This is a genomic window from Kitasatospora sp. NPDC059088 (genome assembly GCF_042738155.1).
Taxonomy (GTDB): Bacteria; Actinomycetota; Actinomycetes; order Streptomycetales; family Streptomycetaceae; genus Kitasatospora.
Genome location: NZ_JBHYGR010000027.1, coordinates 1 through 15,839 on the forward strand (window position 1 = coordinate 1; position 15,839 = coordinate 15,839).

Here is a 15,839-nt window from a genome sequence, read left to right on the forward strand (position 1 = left end):
CGGGGCGAGCCCCCCGGGCGGGGGGGGGGGGGCCGGGGGCCCGCGGGGGGGGGCCCCCCGCGGCGGGGGGGGGGCGGGCCCCCCCCCCCCCCCCCCCCCTCACCGCTGTTCCGGCGGGGTCAGCAGGGGCCGTCGTCGCCCCAGACGCCCCACTGGCCGCTGGCGCTCGGCACCTCGTTCAGCGTCCACCACTTGGCGTGGTAGTTGTGGCCGTTGTACGAGACCTTGGCGCCCGCGGTGTACGTGGTGCTCGCGCTCCACGCCGGGGCGGTGCAGGTGCCCGGGTTGCCGGTGGGGCTGCCGGTCGGCGTGCCCGGGCCGGTGGGCGGGGTGGTCGGGGGCGTGGTCGGCGGGGTGGTGGGCGGGGTCGCCCCGGCGAACTTCACGGTGTACTTGGTGAAGTCCCAGTCGCTCTGCGCCACGCTGGAGCAGGAGCCGGACAGGCCCGGGTCCACCGGCCCGGTGCACTGGCGGTCCCGGTTCACCGACCAGAAAGTGTAGCGGGCCAGGCCGTGCGCGGTGGCGAAGTCCAGCACGCTCTGGAAGTCGGCCTGGCGGAAGTACTCGGCGGCGTCGGTGCGGCCGTTCATCATCGACACGCCCTCGTGGGCGTACGCGGTGGCCTCGCTCCAGCCGAAGGTGGTCTGCAGGATCTGGTTGAACTTCACCAGCGCGTCGGTCTGCGCCGCGGCGCCGTTGAAGCCGCCGTCGAACGGCATGATCGAGTAGTTGTTCGGCGTGAAGCCCTGCGACTTGGCCTCGTTGAGCATCTGGGTGCCGAACCAGCCGGTGCCGGCGTTGGTCCCGGCCGTGGTGATCGAGACGTACAGGCCGGGGTTGTTCTGCTGGAGGATCCGGGCCGCGCCGATCTCGTTGTGGATGGCGGCGGTGTTCTCGTACTCCGGCTCCTCCAGGTCGAAGTCGATCGCCTTGAGGCCGTACTTGGTGATGACCTGCTGGTACCCGGCGGCGGTCGCCTCCGGGGTGCCGCAGACCTGGCCGAGCTTGGTGCCGCCGTACCCGCCGACCGACACCGAGACGTCCCCGCCCTTGCCGCGGATGGTCTGGATGACGGCGGGCATGGCGGTGTCGGAGTCGATCGAGGAGGTGCCGCCCCAGGCGGGCGAACAGTTGTTGCCCTGGGCGAGGACGAAGGCCAGCTGGAAGGCCTTCTGGCCGGTGGCGTCCATCACGGCGGCGGCGTCCGGCGGGCTGTTGTCCTCGGGCATCAGGTACGGCGCCGAGGCGTACCAGTTGCTGCCCAGGCCGGCGGCGGTGGTGCCGGTGGTGGAGGCGGAGGCCGGGCCGGTGCCGGCCAGGGCGGCGAAGCCGCCGGCGACCAGGCCGAGCACGCCGGCCACGGCGAGGGCGGCCCGGGATCTGCGGGTGGTCGGTGCGGTGCGTGGCTGTGGGGGAAGTACGCGGTGCATCGGGGGGCCTTCCGGGAGGCATGCGTGGGGGAGGGCCCGTGCGCGCCGGAGGTGGGGGTGGCGCGGGCAGGCCGAACTGTCCCGGGGCGTGGGGTGGTTGCCCAGAGCTCCCACTGGTATAGACCTTTCCCGGAGGGTCGGTCAAGGGTCCGGTCGAGGGCCCGGCCGGGCGGGGGGCGGGCGCGGGTGTGGCGGAGGCGCGACGCAGGCGTGACGGCGGCGGAGCGGGACCGCGGAAAGGGAATCGGCTCGTCCGGATCAAAGCTCGATGATCCTCGAATTTGGTCTAGACAGGTTCTCGAACGGTCGGTTAGCTTTCGGACCACGAGATCTCGTGGGTAACCGCACAGCCTCTCCAGTCCACCTTCCCGAGCGGAGGAAAAAATGGTTCAGGCGATTCTCAACCTGGTCGACCGGGCGGTTTCCGGCGGACGCAAGGCGCAGGCCGCCGACGCGTATTGCCAGTGCCCGGCCGGCACCACCACCAACTGCGTCGGCGAGACGCTCTACGTCCGGGAGTGCTGCTCCTGGAACTGTGCCGTCGCCCCCAGCTGCATCACCTACGCGATCGTGGGCGGCTGCTGACCCGACCGGCTCGGCCGACTGATCCGGCCGGCTGACACACGGCCGCGGGGGGGGGCCCCCCCCGCGGGGGGGGGGGCCCCCGGCGGAGGGGGAGTCATGACCGCATACCTCTTGCTCGGCTGCCGCGCCGTCATCGCGGTGGTGTTCGCCCGATCCGCCTGGGCCAAGCTCCGCGCCCGCCGCGACTTCCGGTCCGCGCTGCGCGCGATGGCCGTCCTGCCACCCCGGCTGACCGGCGCCGCGGCGATCGGCGTACCGCTCGCCGAAGCCCTCCTCGCCCTGCTGGTCTGGGTGCCCGCACCCGTCACCAGCTGGGCCTTCGCCGCGACCGGCGGACTGATCGCGCTCTTCGCCGCCGTGCTGGTCCGGCTGCTGCGGCGGGGCGCCGACGTCTCCTGCCCCTGCTTCGGGGCCTCCGGCGTACCCGTCACCCGGGCGCACGTGGCGCGCAACCTGGTGCTGCTCGCCGTCGCCGCGGCGGGCCTCGTCGCGGGCGCCGCACCCGACCCCGGCAGCGGTCCGGGCACGGCCGGGGCGGCGGTGGTGCTGCTGGCCGCCGGCTTCCTGAGCGCCCTGATCATCGCCACGGACACCCTGATCGAGCTCTTCTCGACGGCCCGCTGAGCCGCCGCACCGAGTCACCACCTCCCCGTATCCCCGCAATCCGGAACGAGGCGCGAAACCGTCATGTCCACGCTTTTCATCGTCCTCATCGGCGGCATTTCCCTGGTCAATCTGATGCTGACCCTGGCGCTCGCCCGGAAAATCAACAACAACGGTTCGTCGACCTCCTTCGGAAATGTCCGGGTCGGTGTTTCCATGCCCGAGAACCGCCTTCCCGACGGCACCCCGGTACCGGAATTCCGGGCGGTTTCGGAAACGGACGGAGAAGTCACCCGGGCGGACCTCGCCGGGGCGCCGGCGGTGGTCGGCTTCTTCTCCGGCAGCTGCGGACCCTGTCTGGAGCAGGCCCCCGACTTCGTCAAGGCGGTCACCGGCTTCCCCGGCGGCCGCGGGCGGGTCCTGGCCGTGGTCAAGGGCAGCGGCCCGGTGGTCGCCGAACTGCGCACCCTGCTGGAGCCGGTGGCCCGGGTGGTGGTGGAGCCCGCCGGAGCCCAGCCCGGCTCCACCGCCGAGGCGTTCGGAATCGTCCGCTGGCCCAGCTACGTCGACGTCTCCGCCGACGGCCGGATCACCAACCACCTCGCCCCGGGCGAGCTCGTCCTCCCGACCGCCGCGCGATGAGCACCCCCTGGTCCGCCGACCCCGGGGCCGAGCCGCCCGGGGCCGGCCGGGCCCTGCGCTCGGCCCTGGCCGCCTGCGCGCTGGCCTGGCGCTCCGGCCGGGCGGCCCTGCTGCTCTCCCTGCTCTGCGGGGTGACGGCCGGTCTGCTGCCCGCCGTCGCCGCCCTGCTGGTGAGCCGGCTGTTCGACCAGCTCGGCGGCGCCGCCCCCGGCTCGCCGCCCGGCCCGACCCCCGGCCCGGCCGCCGGCTCGCTGACCGGCACCTGCCTGCTGCTGATCGCGGCCGGTCTCGGCCTGGCGCTCGCCCCCGCGCTCAGCGAGTACACCCGCGCCCGCTCCGGGCGGGCGATCCGGCTGCGGGTGCAGGAGGAGCTGTTCCAGGCCGTCAACCGGCTGCCCGGGCTGCGTCCCTTCGAGGACCCGCGGTTCCAGGACCGCCTGCGGCTCGCCCAGCAGGCCGGCGGCGCCGCCCCGGACATCCTGGTCGGCGCGGCCTTCGGCAGCCTCCAAGCGCTGATCACCGTGCTCGGCTTCCTCGGCACCGTCTTCGTCGTCGGCCCGCTGCTCGGCCTGCTCACCCTGCTGCTCACCCTGCCCCTGGTGCGCAGCCAGCTGGCGGCCGGGCGCCGCCGGGCCGCCGTCCTCGGCGAGACCATGGCCCGCAGCCGCCGCCAGTCCTTCTACGGCAGCCTGATCGCCGACGTCGACGCGGTGAAGGAGATCCGGCTCTTCGGCCTCCAGGACTTCCTGCGCGGGCGCGCCCGGCGCGAACTGCTGGCCGTCAACGGCGCGGAGGAGCGGACCGACCGGCAGAACCTCGCCCGCCGGCTGCCCGCCTCGCTGCTCGGCGTCGGCGTCTACGCGCTCGGCCTGCTGTGGGCGGTGCGCGCCGCCCGGCACGGCGAACTCTCCCTCGGCCAGGTCTCGATGTGCCTGGCCGCGGTGGCCGGCATCCAGACCGGCGTCGGCCAGCTCGCCGCCGGCGGCGCCTCCGCCTACCAGGCCGCCCTCACCTTCGACCACTACCGGGCGCTCGGCCAGGCCCCGCCCGACCTCACCCCGGCCGCCGACCCGCGCACGCCCGGTGCGCTCACCGGCACCGTCGAGTTCCAGGACGTCTGGTTCCGCTACCACCAGGACGCGCCGTGGATCCTGCGGGGCGTGAACCTGACCCTGCGGGCCGGCGCCGTCACCGCCCTGGTCGGCCTCAACGGCGCGGGCAAGAGCACCCTGGTCAAGCTGCTGTGCCGGCTCTACGACCCGGACCGCGGCCGGATCCTCTGGGACGGCGTCGACATCCGCGCCTTCCGGCCCGAGGAGTACCGGCAGCGGATCGGCGTCGTCTTCCAGGACTACTGCCGCTACGACCTGACGGCGGGCGAGAACATCGGCCTCGGCCGGCTCGCCCACCTCGACGACCCGGACCGGATCACCGCCGCCGCCCGCGCGGCCGGCATCCACGAGCGGGTGCAGCGCCTCGACGGCGGCTACGGCGCCCTGCTCAGCCGGATCTTCCTGCCGGAGGGGACGGACGCCGGCTGGGGCCGCTCCCTCTCCGGCGGGGAGTGGCAACGGCTCGCCGTGGCACGGGCGTTCATGCGACGCGACGCCGACCTGATGATCCTGGACGAACCCAGCGCCGGGCTCGACGCCGCCGCCGAACAGGAACTCCACGACAACCTGCGGGAGTTGCGCCGGGACACCGGCAGCCTGGTGATCTCGCACCGGCTGAGCACGGTGCGCGAGGCCGACCTGATCGTGGTGCTCGGCGCGGGGCGGGTGGTCGAGGAGGGGACGCACCGGGCGCTGATGGCGCGCGGCGGCCCGTACGCGGAACTGTTCACGCTGCAGGCGTCCGGCTACCAGGACGCCGCCGTACCGGCCCCGTCGGCCGGCTGACCGGAGGAGGCGGAGCGATGCGGCTGTTCCTGGTGCTCGCCCTCGCGGGGCTCGCCGCCGCGGCGGCGGGACTGGTGCTGCTGCGCACCGCGCTGTCCGTGGTCGTGGTGGCGGGGCCGAGCATGAGCCCGGCGCTGCGGCCCGGGCAGCGGGTCCTGGTCCTGCGGCGCGGCCTGGCCCGGCTGCGGGCGGGGCGGATCGTGGTGGTCGCCCCGGCCGGGCTCGCCGCCAGGGGTGGCGGGCCGGTGGGCGGTGGTCCGGCGGGTGACGGCCCGGCGGCCGCCCGGCCCGTCCGGCTGCTGGTGAAGCGGCTGGCCGCGCTGCCCGGGGAGCCGGTGCCGCCGCCGGTCCGCCCGGTGCTCCCGGCCGGCACCGTGCCGGGCGGGCACGTGGTGCTGCTGGGCGACAACCCGGATTTCAGCACCGACTCCCGGCTGTGGGGCGCGGTGCCCGCGGACCGCGTGGTCGGGGTGGTCCTCGACCGGGTGCGGCTGCGGGGCTGAGCGGCGGCCCGGCCAGGTTCGCTCGGGCCGGGTTCGCTCGGGCCGGGTTCGCTCAGGCCGGTGCGGTCACCGTCGGGAGCAGGCCGGCCCGCACCCCGGCGAGCAGCCCGCCGACCGCCGGGGACCAGGGGCGCCCGGTCGGCCCGGTGAGGGTGAGGGTGCGGTGCACGGCGGGCCGGATCGGCACCAGGACGCACTCCGGCGGCAGCATGGTCACGGCCAGCGCGGGCATCACCGAGACGCCGACGCCCGCGTGGACCATGCCGATCAGGGTGTTGAGGTCGCGGATCCGGTGCCGGGGCGTGAAGCGGGTGCCGGCCCGCCGGTAGGCCTCCCGGATGTGGCGCTCGCAGCCGCCCTCCGAGAGCAGGAAGTCGTCGTCCTCCAACTCGCCGACGTGGACGGTCGGCCGGCCGGCCAGCGGGTGGTCCCGGCGCAGCAGCGCGTGCATCGAGTCGGCGCCGAGCGCGACCGCGCCGGGCGGCAGCGGCCCGGCGTCGACCAGGACGGCGGCGTCCACCGTGCCCGCCTCCAGCCACGTGGTCAGTTCGACGTCCTCGCCCTCGAAGACCCGCACGGTGACCTGGGGGTGCGCCGCCTTCCAGTCCCGCAGCAGCCCGGGCAGCAGGGCCTGGCAGACCGTGGTCGGCGCGGCCAGCCGCACGGTGCCGGTGAGGCCGCCGCAGTGCCGGGTCGCGATGGTGCGGACGGCCGCCGCGGAGGCGACGGCGGTGCGGGCGTGCGGCAGCACCTGCTCGCCGAGCGGGGTGGGGCGGCAGGGGGCGCCGCGCCGCAGCACGGGGGCGCCGAGCGCGCGTTCCAGGGCGGCGACGGCGTGCGAGACGGCGGACTGGCTGATGCCCAGTTCGTCGGCGGCCGCGCCGAAGCCGCCGGTGTCGGCGACCGCGACCAGCGCCCTGAGCTGGGCCAGGTTGACCTCCGGTGCCATGAGACTTCCTTATCCCCCAAGCATCGTCACTTGTTGGACTCATGTTCCGTCGGTGGGCCACCCTCTGTCCAGAACGCGGGAACGGGCCGCGCGGCGGACACGGGAACGGACGGGGAGGTGGTCGGGGTGCGGCGCTGGTGGCCGGGCTTCGTGGCACTGTCGGCGATCTGGGGCGCCAGCTTCGCCCTGATCAAGGTGGCGGTCGACGCGGGGGTGCCGCCGGTGTGGGTGGCGCTGTGGCGCAGCCTGCTGGGCGCCGCCACGCTCTGGGCGGTCCTGCTGCTGCGCGGCGAGCGGGCCCCGCGCGACCGGGCCCTGTGGGGCCACTCGGCGGTCGTCGCGGTGCTGCTCAACACGGTGCCGTTCACCCTGTTCTCGTTCGGCGAGACCAGGGTGAGCTCGGTGCTCGCCGGAGTGCTGAACGCGACCACCCCGCTGTTCACCCTGCTGTTCACGGTGCTCACCGTCCCCGAGGAGCGCCACCCGGGAGCCCGCCGGCTGGCCGGCCTCGGGCTCGGCTTCGTCGGCGTGCTCACCGTGCTCGGGGTGTGGCGCGGCCTCGGCCCGGGGGCGGGCGCCGGCGCCCTCGCCTGCCTGGCCGCCGCGTGCTGCTACGGCGCGGGCTTCGCCTACCTGCGCCGCTTCCTGTCCGGCCGCCCGGAGTCGGTCACCACCCTCTCCGCCGTCCAGATCACCTGCGCCACCGCCGAACTGGCCCTGGTCGCCCCGCTCGCCGCCGGCGCCCCGCACTGGCCGGGCGGGTCGGCGGCCACCGCCCTGCTGGTGCTCGGCGCGCTCGGCACCGGGCTCGCGTACCTGCTCAACCTCGGCCTGGTCCGCACCGCCGGGACGGCCGTGGCCTCCGCCGTCACCTACGTCATGCCGCTCTGGTCCACCGCGCTGGGCGCCGCCCTGCTCGCGGAGCCGGTCGGCTGGAACGCCCTGGCGGGCGGCGTCCTGGTGATCGCCGCCGTCGCCCTCACCCGCCCGCCCAGGACCCCGGCGGCCGCGCCCGCCCCGTCGGGCACCCCCGCCCCGTCGGGCCGGGCCGTCCGGACCACCAGCGCGGCGCCGGGCGGGGCGACCCGCCGCCCGGCCGGGTGACTCCGGCCGCTCCACCCCCTGCGCCCTGGGCCTCGGCCCCACCGCGCGGTCGGGCTGACGTTCGGTGGCCGGTGGATTACGGGTCGTGCCCGGAGGGCCGCTAGGGTGGCCCCCGTGGTGAGGTCGTGGGATGCGGCGGTCGAGCGGGCGCAGGACCGGTTGGCGGCGGGGGTGCGGTTGCGGGCCGTCGCCGAAGGGGAGGAACGGCGGTTCGCCCGCTGGGACTTGGCGTCCCTGCTGGAGGGCGGTCCGGGCGAGCTGGTGGACCCGGACGGGCTGGACCTGCCCGCCGAACGGGCCTGGCGGGAGCGGCTCGGGGAGAGCGGCCGGGACTGGCCGGGCGGTGAGCTGTACCGGCGCCGGTACTGGATCCTGGACGCGCGGGGCGAGGTCGCCGGGACGGTCGCGGTGGACAACTGGACCAAGGGCCCGAGCCAGCTCGCGGTGTCCTCCCTCTACCTGCGGCCGCAGGCGCGCGGGCAGGGGCTGGCCGCCGCCGCGCTGGACGAGGTGTACGCGGCGGCCACCGCCGAGGGCCTGCCGGGCTTCCGGCTGGAGGCGCACTGGGGCTGGCAGTCGGCGGTCCGCTACTACCTGCGCCGCGGGCTGTGGGTGGTGGGCTGGAAGCGCTCGCTGTCGTTCGCCCGGATGCCCCAACTCCCCTCGCACCGGGTGCGGGAGGAGGACGGACGGCTGCTCCTGCTGGTCGCGGACCGGCAGCGCGGCTGGGTGCCGATACTGGCCGCAGGGCAGGAGGGCCGCTGGCTGCGGCTGGACGAGACGGCGCACTACCGGGGCTGTGACGGCTGGGTGCACGAGTACGCCCGGTCGACGCTGGCGCTGTACCTGGCGCTGGCGGGCCGGCCGCTGGTGCGCGGACCGCAGTGGTGGGCGGAGGCCTGGCGCTGGGCGGAGGCGGGCGAGCCGGAGGGCCTGGCGGCCAGGATCGAGGAGTTCGAGCGGACCGAGCGGGCGGCGGGCCGTGCCGTGGCCGGCCCGTACCGCCCGGTGGTGCTGCCGGAGGCGCCACCGCTGGTGTCGCCGCGGCTGGCAGACTCGGGGGATGGCTGAGATCGAGATCGACGGCGCGCCCGCGGACCCGGCGCGGCTCGCCGCGCTGGGACTGCTCAACTACGGGCACTTCACCACCCTGCGGGTCGAGGCGGGCGCCGTCCGCGGTCTGGAGCTGCACCTGGACCGGCTGGTCCGGGACTGCCGGGTGCTGTTCGCCGCCGAGCTGGACCGGGCGGTGGTCCGGGAGCGGATCCGTGCGGCGCTGCCGTCCGACGGCGGGCCGGGGATCGTCCGGGTGACCTGCTACGACCCGGCGCTCGGCCTGGAGCGCCCCGCCGCCCCGGCCGCCCCCGTCCTGCTGGTGACCGCCCGCCCGGTCGGCGCCGCGCAACCGGCCCCGCTACGGGTGCGCACGGTGGCCCACCGGCGGGAGCTGCCGGCGGTGAAGCACGTCGGCCTGTTCGGCCTGGTGCACCACCGCCGCGCGGCCCAACTCGCGGGATACGACGACGTGTTGCTGACCGACGGGGACGGCCTGGTGACCGAGGGGGCGACCTGGAACGTCGCCTTCCTGGCGGGGGAGCGGCTGGTGCTGCCCGCCGGCCCCGCGCTGCCCGGCGTCACCGAGGCGCTGCTGAGCGGTGCGTACGACGGTCCGCGGTCCCGCGAGCCGGTCCGCGTCGACGAGCTGGCGCGCTTCGACGCGGCCTTCGCGCTGAACGCGGGCGTCGGCCTGCGGCCGCTCGCCGCCGTCGACGGCACCGCTTTCGACCCGGCCCATCCGCTGCTCGCCGACCTGCGCGCCGCCTACCTCGGGATCGCCGCCGACCCGGTGTAGGCGTCGGGCGGGTGCAGGGGCCGGGTGGGCGCGGACGGCGGTTCGACGTGGGCGGCGGGCCGGGGCGGACCGGGGGGCCGGGGCGGGCCGTACGAGCGGATCGCCCGAACGGGTGACAAACCTCGGGTGAACCGGTGCAAAGGCGCGGCCGACCTGCCCAAAACCCTTGGGTGCGGCCGTTTGTGAGGTGAGATCAGCTACGCTCTCGCCCGCCCCGCCCGAGCCGTCGAAGCAGAGAGTAGCCACCCCATGAGCAGTCCTCCTGCCGCCCCCGCGCCCCGTTGGCCGCTGGTCCTCCTGCGCGCCACCGCCACCACGCTGGCGCTGCTGGCCCTGCTCCAGGCCATGCTCGCCGGCAGCTTCCTCAACGGCACCTACGACTCCCTCAAGGACCACGAGGACAACGCCATGCTGCTGGCCACCGTGGTGGTGCTCCAGCTGGTGGCGGCCGCGCTGGTGCTCCGGCCCGGCGGCGGGCCGCGCTGGCCGCTGTGGACCACCGCCCTGCTCGCCGTCGCCGTGACCGGCCAGATCGGCGCGGGCTACGCCCGGTCGATCGGGCTGCACGTCACCCTCGGCGTGCTGCTGGTCAGCGGCATCCTGTTCGGCCTGGTCGGCGCCTGGCGGCTGCCGCTGCCAGCCCGGGCGGCCCTGCCCGAGCCGGGCCCGGACGGCGGCGGACGGCTGCCGCGCCCCGGCGGGCCGGTGGCGGTGGAGCGGTGAACCGCCGCCGGTTCCTCGGCCTCGGCGCCTCGGTGCTCGGTGCGGGCGCGGTGGCCGCCGTCGCCGTGCCGTCGGCGGCGTACCTGTTCGCGGAGGGCCGCCCCGGGCGGCTGCTCGGCAGCGACCTGGCCCTGCCCGCGGCCTTCCAGGTCCCGCTGCCGGTGCCGGCCGTGCTCCAGCCGGTGCGCAGCGACGACGGCGGCGACCACTACGAGATCACCCAGCAGGTCGCGAAGCTGGAGATCCTGCCCGGGGTGCGGACCGAGGCCTGGACCTACGGCGGGACCTTCCCCGGTCCGACGGTGGTCACCCGCTCCGGCCGGGCCGCGGTGGTCAAGCACCGCAACCAGCTGCCGGTGCCCTCGGTGGTCCACCTGCACGGCGGGCACACCCCGGCGGACAGCGACGGCTACCCGGTCGACCTGCTGCTGCCGGTCGGCTCCCCCGACCCCGCCGCCTCCGCGATGGACGGCATGGCGGGCATGGCGGGGATGGCGGGCATGGCGGGAACGCCGGGGATGGCGGGGATGCGGCACATGAGCGGCCACACCCTGGTCGGCGAGCGCACCCACACCTACCCGGGCAAGCAGCGCGCCGCCACCCTCTGGTACCACGACCACCGGATGGGCTTCACCGGCCCCGGCGTCTGGCGCGGCCTGGCCGGGTTCCACCTCGTCCAGGACGACGAGGAGGCCGCCCTGCCGCTGCCCCGCGGCGAACGCGACCTCCCGCTGATGCTCGCCGACCGCTCCTTCGCCGCCGACGGCTCCTTCAAGTACCCGGCCGCGGACGCCTCGTCGACCAAGCCGGGCGTCACCAACGACTTCATGAACGGCGTCCTCGGCGACGTCATCCTGGTCAACGGCGCCCCGTGGCCGCGCCTGGACGTCGACCGCGCGCACTACCGGCTGCGCCTGCTCAACGCCTCCAACTGCCGGCTCTACCGGCTCGAACTGGACCCGCAGCCCGCCGGCGGCGACGCGCTGGTCCAGATCGGCTCCGACGGCGGACTGCTCGCCGCCCCGGTCACCCACGACGGGATCGAGATCGCCCCCGCCGAGCGCTTCGACGTGGTCGTCGACTTCTCCCGCTACCAGCCGGGCACCCAGGTCCGCCTGGTCAACCGCTTCGGCAGCGGGCGGACCACCGAGGTGATGCGCTTCGACGTCTCCTCCCGGGCGGTGGACGACGGCGCCACGGTGCCCGACAAGCTGTCCACCGTCGAGCAGTTGGACCCGGCCGCGGTCGTCGCCACCCGCGACTTCGCCTTCCGGCGCAGCGGCGGCGACGGCTGGACGATCAACGGCGACCCGTACGAGCCCGGGCGCAGCCTCGCCGCCCCCGCCCTCGGCCGGGTCGAGCGCTGGCGCTTCTCCACCGACGTGCACCACCCCGTGCACGTCCACCTCGACCCCTTCCAGGTGGTCGCGCGCAACGGCAAGGGCCCGGGCCCGTGGGACGCGGGCTGGAAGGACACCGTGGACCTGCGGCCGGCCGAGACGGTGGAGGTGCTGGTGCGGTTCGGCGACTACGCGGGGACGTACATGCTGCACTGCCACAACCTGGAGCACGAGGACATGGCGATGATGGCGGACTTCACGGTGGGCTGAGCCCTCCCCGCCCCGCCCCGCCCCGCCCCGCCCCGCTGGGGTGTCCCTGTTCCCCCGGTTCGTTCCGCTCCTCCGTTCGGCCCAGTGCCGGAGGGCGCGCGCCGCGCCCACCGGCACGCTGGTCCCAGCGCCGCGCCGACGGGTGCGGCCGCCGGGTGACGGACGGAGCCGCCGCATGACCACCCCCGCCGAACGCCGCCGTACCGGCCGGGCCGCCCGTGAACGGGTCTCCCGCTCCGAGCACGGCCGGTGGATCCCGGCCGCGGACCGGCCCGACCCGCTCGGCCTGCTGGAGGCCCAGGGCGCGGACCGGGTCGCCCGGCTGCTGCCGATCCGCTACGGGCGGATGGCCGACAGCCCGTTCGGCTACCTGCGCGGCGCCGCCGCCGTGATGGCCGCCGACCTCGGGGCCGTCCCCGACACCGGGCTGACCGTCCAACTCTGCGGCGACGCCCACCTGTTGAACTTCGGGGTGTACGCCTCGCCGGAACGCGCGCTGCTCTTCGACGTCAACGACTTCGACGAGACCCACCCCGGGCCCTTCGAGTGGGACGTCAAACGCCTCGCCGCCAGCATCGCGGTCGCCGCCCGGGACTGCGGCCAGGACGACGACCGCGCCCGGCGCGCCGCCCGCACCGCCGTCCTGGGCTACGCCGCGGCGATGCGCCGGCTGGCCGGCCTCGGCGAACTCGACGTCTGGTACAGCCGGATCGACACCGCCGACCTGCTGGCGCTGGTCCGCAGGACCAAGCGGCGCAAGGCCGTCGAGGCCGGCCTCGACCGCGCCCGGCGCCGCACCAGCCTCCAGGCCTTCGGCAAGCTCACCGAGGAGCGCGACGGCCGGCGCCGGATCGTCAGTGTGCCGCCGCTGGTCGAGGAGCTGGAGCGGAGCGAACTGCGCGGCGTCGGCAAGGTGTTCAGCGACTACCGGGCCACCCTCGCCGAGGACCGGAGGGTCCTGCTCGACCGGTACCGCTTCGTCGACGCGGCGATGAAGGTGGTCGGCGTCGGCAGCGTCGGCACCCGCTGCTACATCGTCCTGCTGGAGGGCCGGGACACCCGCGACCCGCTGTTCCTGCAGCTCAAGGAGGCCGGCCGGTCGGTGCTGGAGGACCACCTGCCGCCCACCCGGCTGGAGGCCGAGGTCGCCGCCCACCACGGCGGGCGCCGGGTGGTCACCGGGCAGCACCTGATGCAGGCCGCCAGCGACATCTTCCTCGGCTGGACCACCGGCCCCGCCGGGCGGCACTTCTACGGCCGCCAACTGCGCGACATGAAGGGCTCGGTGGAGGTCGACACGATGACCGCGTCCGGCCTGCGCGCCTACGCCGACCTGTGCGGGCGCGCCCTCGCCCGGGCCCACGCCCGCACCGGCGACCGCCTCGCCGTCGCCGGCTACCTGGGCGGCGCCGACACCTTCGCCGACGCCGTCGCCGACTTCGCCCTGCACTACGCGGACCGGACGGCGGCCGACCACCGGGAACTGGTCGAGGCGATCGCCTCGGGCCGGATCAGGGCCACGCGGGGGGTGTGAGGGCGAAGAGGCCGCCCGGCCCGACATCGGCCACCTCCGGGGCGGGATCGTGTTCCGGGTCCGCGACCGACCCTTTCGGGCTGTCGGGCTGTCGGATTCGGTGTCAGTGGGGTGTGCCAGGGTGACCGCATGCTGGCGATCACGGTGCAGACGAACGACGAGCGGCTCCCGAGGGTGACCGCGGACGAACTGGCGGGGTTGGTCCGGCGCATCGGCGCCGGGGCCGACACCTTCCTCGTCGTGCAGCGGATACCGGACCTGCCGGACGTCTACATCCAGGTGTGGCACAAGGCGGGTGGCCACTACGCGCTGGAGCACCGCGACGGCTCCGCCGCCCGGCACTTCGAGGTGCGGGTGGACGGGCCGGAGGCCGTGGTCGCGGCGATGACGGGCTGGGCACGGCACGAGCCGGGCTGGGGCGAGGGCCTGGCCTGGGCGCCGCTGGACTTCGGTCCGGCGCCCGAGCCGGTGCCCGCGCCGGAGCTGGCGGCCGAGGAGCGGCGGCAGTTGGAGGAGCAGCTGCGGCTGACCCTCGCCGGCGGCTACACCGACCGTGCCCGGCTGGCCGAGCAGGCCGAGGAGTACCTGGTGTCGGGCGACCGCCGCCCGCTCTCCCGGGCCCAGGCCGAGCAACTCGCCGACCGGCTCTGGCTGGAGCGGGTCGGCGTGCAGAGCGGCTGGATCGGCGAGACGGATCCGGAGCGCCTCGCCCGGGCCTTCGCCGCGCTGGAGGCGGGCGGCATCACGGCGCGGGAGGACTTCGCCTGCTGCCGTTCCTGCGGGGAGGCGGAGATCGGCGCGGCCGGGGTGCCGGAGGCCCGGGGCTTCGTCTACTTCCACTCCCAGTGCACCGAGTCGGCCGCCGCCGGCCGCGGCCTGTCCCTGCTCTACGGCGGCTTCGACGGCTCCGCGGCGACCACCGCGGCCGTCGGCCGGGAGGTGGTGGCCGCCCTCGCGGCCGTCGGCCTGCCGGCGGTGTGGAGCGGCGACCCGTCCGACGCGATCGAGGTACGCCCGCTGCTCTGGCGCCGGCGGCTGGTCGGCTGACCACGGACGGAGCCGACCACGGACGGAGGGGAGGACCGAACGATGAGCGCTGATGTGCTGTCGGTGATCCCGACCGACCCGTACTGGCAGCCGGACGCGGCGGCGGCCGAGCGGGCCCGGGCGCTGGCGGCCGAGTTCCTCGGCGAGGACGACGGCGCCGAGCTGGAGTCGACCTGGCACGAGCGCACGACCCTGGTCGACTGCGGCGCGAACCTGGAGCGGATCGGCTGCCCGCACTGCGGCGGCGCCGTCCCGCTGGGGTGGTGGTCCGAGCTGATGGAGGAGCACGCCGAGGGCGGCTTCGCGACGCTCGCCGTGACGGTGCCCTGCTGCGGTGCGGCGACGACCCTGGACGCCCTGGACCACGACTGGCCGTGCGGCTTCGCCCGTTTCGAGCTGGAGGTGTGGGACCCGGAGCGACCCTGGTTCACCGAGGCCCAGGCGGCGGCCCTGGCCACCGCCCTCGGCCACCCGGTCCGGCAGATCAGGGCGCATCTGTGACGACGGGCCCGTGGGCCCCGGGCGGCCGCCGCCGCCCGGGGGGTTCCGGGGGCCTCAGGGCACCAGCAGGTGCAGGGCCTCGGGTCGGACCGTGACGTCGGCGGGGAGGGCGGTGATGAACTCGCCGTCGGCGTAGGCGGTGATGCCGGGGGACTCGAGCCGCAGGGAGGCGGTGCGCAGGGTGGTGACCTCCGGGTGGCTGGTGTGGGTGCCCTTGAAGAGGGTGGGGAAGAAGCGGGCGATCCGCAGCCGGGGCATGGCGTCGACGAGGGTGACGTCGAGCAGGCCGTCGTCGGGGAGGGCGGCGGGGCAGATCAGCATGCCGCCGCCGTAGCTGCGGGTGTTGCCGACGGCGGCGAGGGTGAGGTCGCGTTCGATGACGGTGCCGTCGGCGAGGGTGATCCGGAACGGCAGCGGTTTCAGGTTGGCGAACTCGGCGAGGATGGCGAGGTTGTAGCGCATCCGGCCGCGCGGCCAGCGCAGCCGGTTGGCGCGGTCGCTGACCAGCGAGTCGAAGCCGCTGGCGAGAACGGAGCCGTACCAGCGCACGGAGCCGTCCGGGCCGGTGATCCGGCCGAGGTCGACGGCGCGGGTGCGGCCGGCGGCGATGACGTCGGCGGCGGCCTCGGGGTCGCCGATGGGCAGGCCGTACTCGCGGGCGTGGTCGTTGCCGGTGCCGGCGGGTATGACGCCGAGCGGGACGGCGGTGTCGGCCAGGGCCTGGAGGGCGAGGTTGATCATGCCGTCGCCGCCGACCACGGCCACCGCGTCGGCCCCGTCGGCCGCGGGGCCCCGCGCCGGGGGGGGCGGCGGCGCGGGGGGGGGCCCGCCCCGCGGGGTGGGCGCGCAGGAGCGGGG

16 protein-coding genes are annotated in these 15,839 nt (G+C 75.9%); 13 read left to right on the forward strand and 3 right to left on the reverse strand.

Going from position 1 to position 15,839, the window contains the following annotated elements; all coding sequences use genetic code 11:
• Positions 1 to 119: 119 nt before the first annotated feature.
• Positions 120 to 1,430: a carbohydrate-binding protein gene (locus tag ACFWXO_RS14745; protein ID WP_380524229.1), complete on the reverse strand. Its 1,311-nt coding sequence runs from the start codon at positions 1,428 to 1,430 to the stop codon at positions 120 to 122.
• Between the two features lie 384 nt (positions 1,431 to 1,814).
• Between ACFWXO_RS14745 and ACFWXO_RS14750 the strand changes: the two genes are divergently transcribed.
• The 5 genes from ACFWXO_RS14750 to ACFWXO_RS14770 all read left to right on the forward strand — a co-directional run bounded on the left by ACFWXO_RS14750 (position 1,815) and on the right by ACFWXO_RS14770 (position 5,661).
• A complete protein-coding gene (locus ACFWXO_RS14750; protein ID WP_375894266.1) occupies positions 1,815 to 2,015 on the forward strand; it encodes a hypothetical protein in 201 nt (66 codons plus the stop codon).
• Positions 2,016 to 2,111: 96 nt separating this feature from the next.
• A complete protein-coding gene (locus ACFWXO_RS14755) occupies positions 2,112 to 2,639 on the forward strand; it encodes a MauE/DoxX family redox-associated membrane protein (protein ID WP_380524231.1) in 528 nt (175 codons plus the stop codon).
• A gap of 63 nt (positions 2,640 to 2,702) precedes the next feature.
• The gene (locus ACFWXO_RS14760; RefSeq protein ID WP_380524233.1) at positions 2,703 to 3,260 is read left to right on the forward strand and encodes a TlpA family protein disulfide reductase; all 558 of its coding nucleotides are present in this window, start codon (positions 2,703 to 2,705) and stop codon (positions 3,258 to 3,260) included.
• On the forward strand, positions 3,257 to 5,158 hold the full coding sequence (locus ACFWXO_RS14765; protein WP_380524234.1) for an ABC transporter ATP-binding protein: 1,902 nt from the start codon (positions 3,257 to 3,259) through the stop codon (positions 5,156 to 5,158). The genes ACFWXO_RS14760 and ACFWXO_RS14765 overlap by 4 nt, the downstream gene beginning before the upstream one ends.
• A 17-nt stretch (positions 5,159 to 5,175) precedes the next feature.
• Positions 5,176 to 5,661 carry a S26 family signal peptidase gene (locus tag ACFWXO_RS14770; protein ID WP_380524236.1) on the forward strand — a complete coding sequence of 162 codons (486 nt, stop codon included), beginning with the start codon at positions 5,176 to 5,178 and terminating at the stop codon, positions 5,659 to 5,661.
• Positions 5,662 to 5,713: 52 nt separating this feature from the next.
• On the opposite strand, the gene ACFWXO_RS14775 is transcribed toward ACFWXO_RS14770, so the two are convergent.
• Positions 5,714 to 6,610, reverse strand: a complete 897-nt coding sequence (locus ACFWXO_RS14775) for a LysR family transcriptional regulator (RefSeq protein ID WP_380524237.1) — start codon at positions 6,608 to 6,610, stop codon at positions 5,714 to 5,716.
• Positions 6,611 to 6,736: 126 nt separating this feature from the next.
• On the opposite strand from ACFWXO_RS14775, the gene ACFWXO_RS14780 reads away from it, so the two are divergent.
• The 8 genes from ACFWXO_RS14780 (at position 6,737) to ACFWXO_RS14815 (ending at position 14,981) form a co-directional block, all read left to right on the forward strand.
• Entirely contained in the window at positions 6,737 to 7,714 is a 978-nt protein-coding gene (locus ACFWXO_RS14780; RefSeq protein WP_380524239.1) for a DMT family transporter, read from the forward strand.
• Between the two features lie 117 nt (positions 7,715 to 7,831).
• Complete coding sequence (locus tag ACFWXO_RS14785; RefSeq protein WP_380524241.1) at positions 7,832 to 8,785, forward strand: GNAT family N-acetyltransferase; 954 nt, start codon at positions 7,832 to 7,834, stop codon at positions 8,783 to 8,785.
• Complete coding sequence (locus ACFWXO_RS14790; RefSeq protein WP_380524243.1) at positions 8,778 to 9,566, forward strand: aminotransferase class IV; 789 nt, start codon at positions 8,778 to 8,780, stop codon at positions 9,564 to 9,566. Before ACFWXO_RS14785 ends, ACFWXO_RS14790 begins: the two co-directional genes overlap by 8 nt.
• A 249-nt stretch (positions 9,567 to 9,815) precedes the next feature.
• Positions 9,816 to 10,289, forward strand: a complete 474-nt coding sequence (locus ACFWXO_RS14795) for a hypothetical protein (RefSeq protein ID WP_375894240.1) — start codon at positions 9,816 to 9,818, stop codon at positions 10,287 to 10,289.
• Complete coding sequence (locus ACFWXO_RS14800) at positions 10,286 to 11,899, forward strand: multicopper oxidase family protein (protein ID WP_380524245.1); 1,614 nt, start codon at positions 10,286 to 10,288, stop codon at positions 11,897 to 11,899. The genes ACFWXO_RS14795 and ACFWXO_RS14800 overlap by 4 nt, the downstream gene beginning before the upstream one ends.
• A 175-nt stretch (positions 11,900 to 12,074) precedes the next feature.
• Positions 12,075 to 13,433, forward strand: coding sequence for a DUF2252 domain-containing protein (locus ACFWXO_RS14805; RefSeq protein WP_380524247.1), 1,359 nt, complete (start codon positions 12,075 to 12,077; stop codon positions 13,431 to 13,433).
• A gap of 129 nt (positions 13,434 to 13,562) precedes the next feature.
• Positions 13,563 to 14,480, forward strand: coding sequence for a DUF6891 domain-containing protein (locus ACFWXO_RS14810; protein WP_380524248.1), 918 nt, complete (start codon positions 13,563 to 13,565; stop codon positions 14,478 to 14,480).
• A gap of 42 nt (positions 14,481 to 14,522) precedes the next feature.
• Positions 14,523 to 14,981: a hypothetical protein gene (locus ACFWXO_RS14815; RefSeq protein ID WP_380524250.1), complete on the forward strand. Its 459-nt coding sequence runs from the start codon at positions 14,523 to 14,525 to the stop codon at positions 14,979 to 14,981.
• Between the two features lie 54 nt (positions 14,982 to 15,035).
• Here the strand turns inward: ACFWXO_RS14815 and ACFWXO_RS14820 are convergent.
• Positions 15,036 to 15,839 (reverse strand): diacylglycerol kinase (locus ACFWXO_RS14820; RefSeq protein WP_380524252.1); only part of this gene is annotated, 804 nt, incomplete at its 5' end.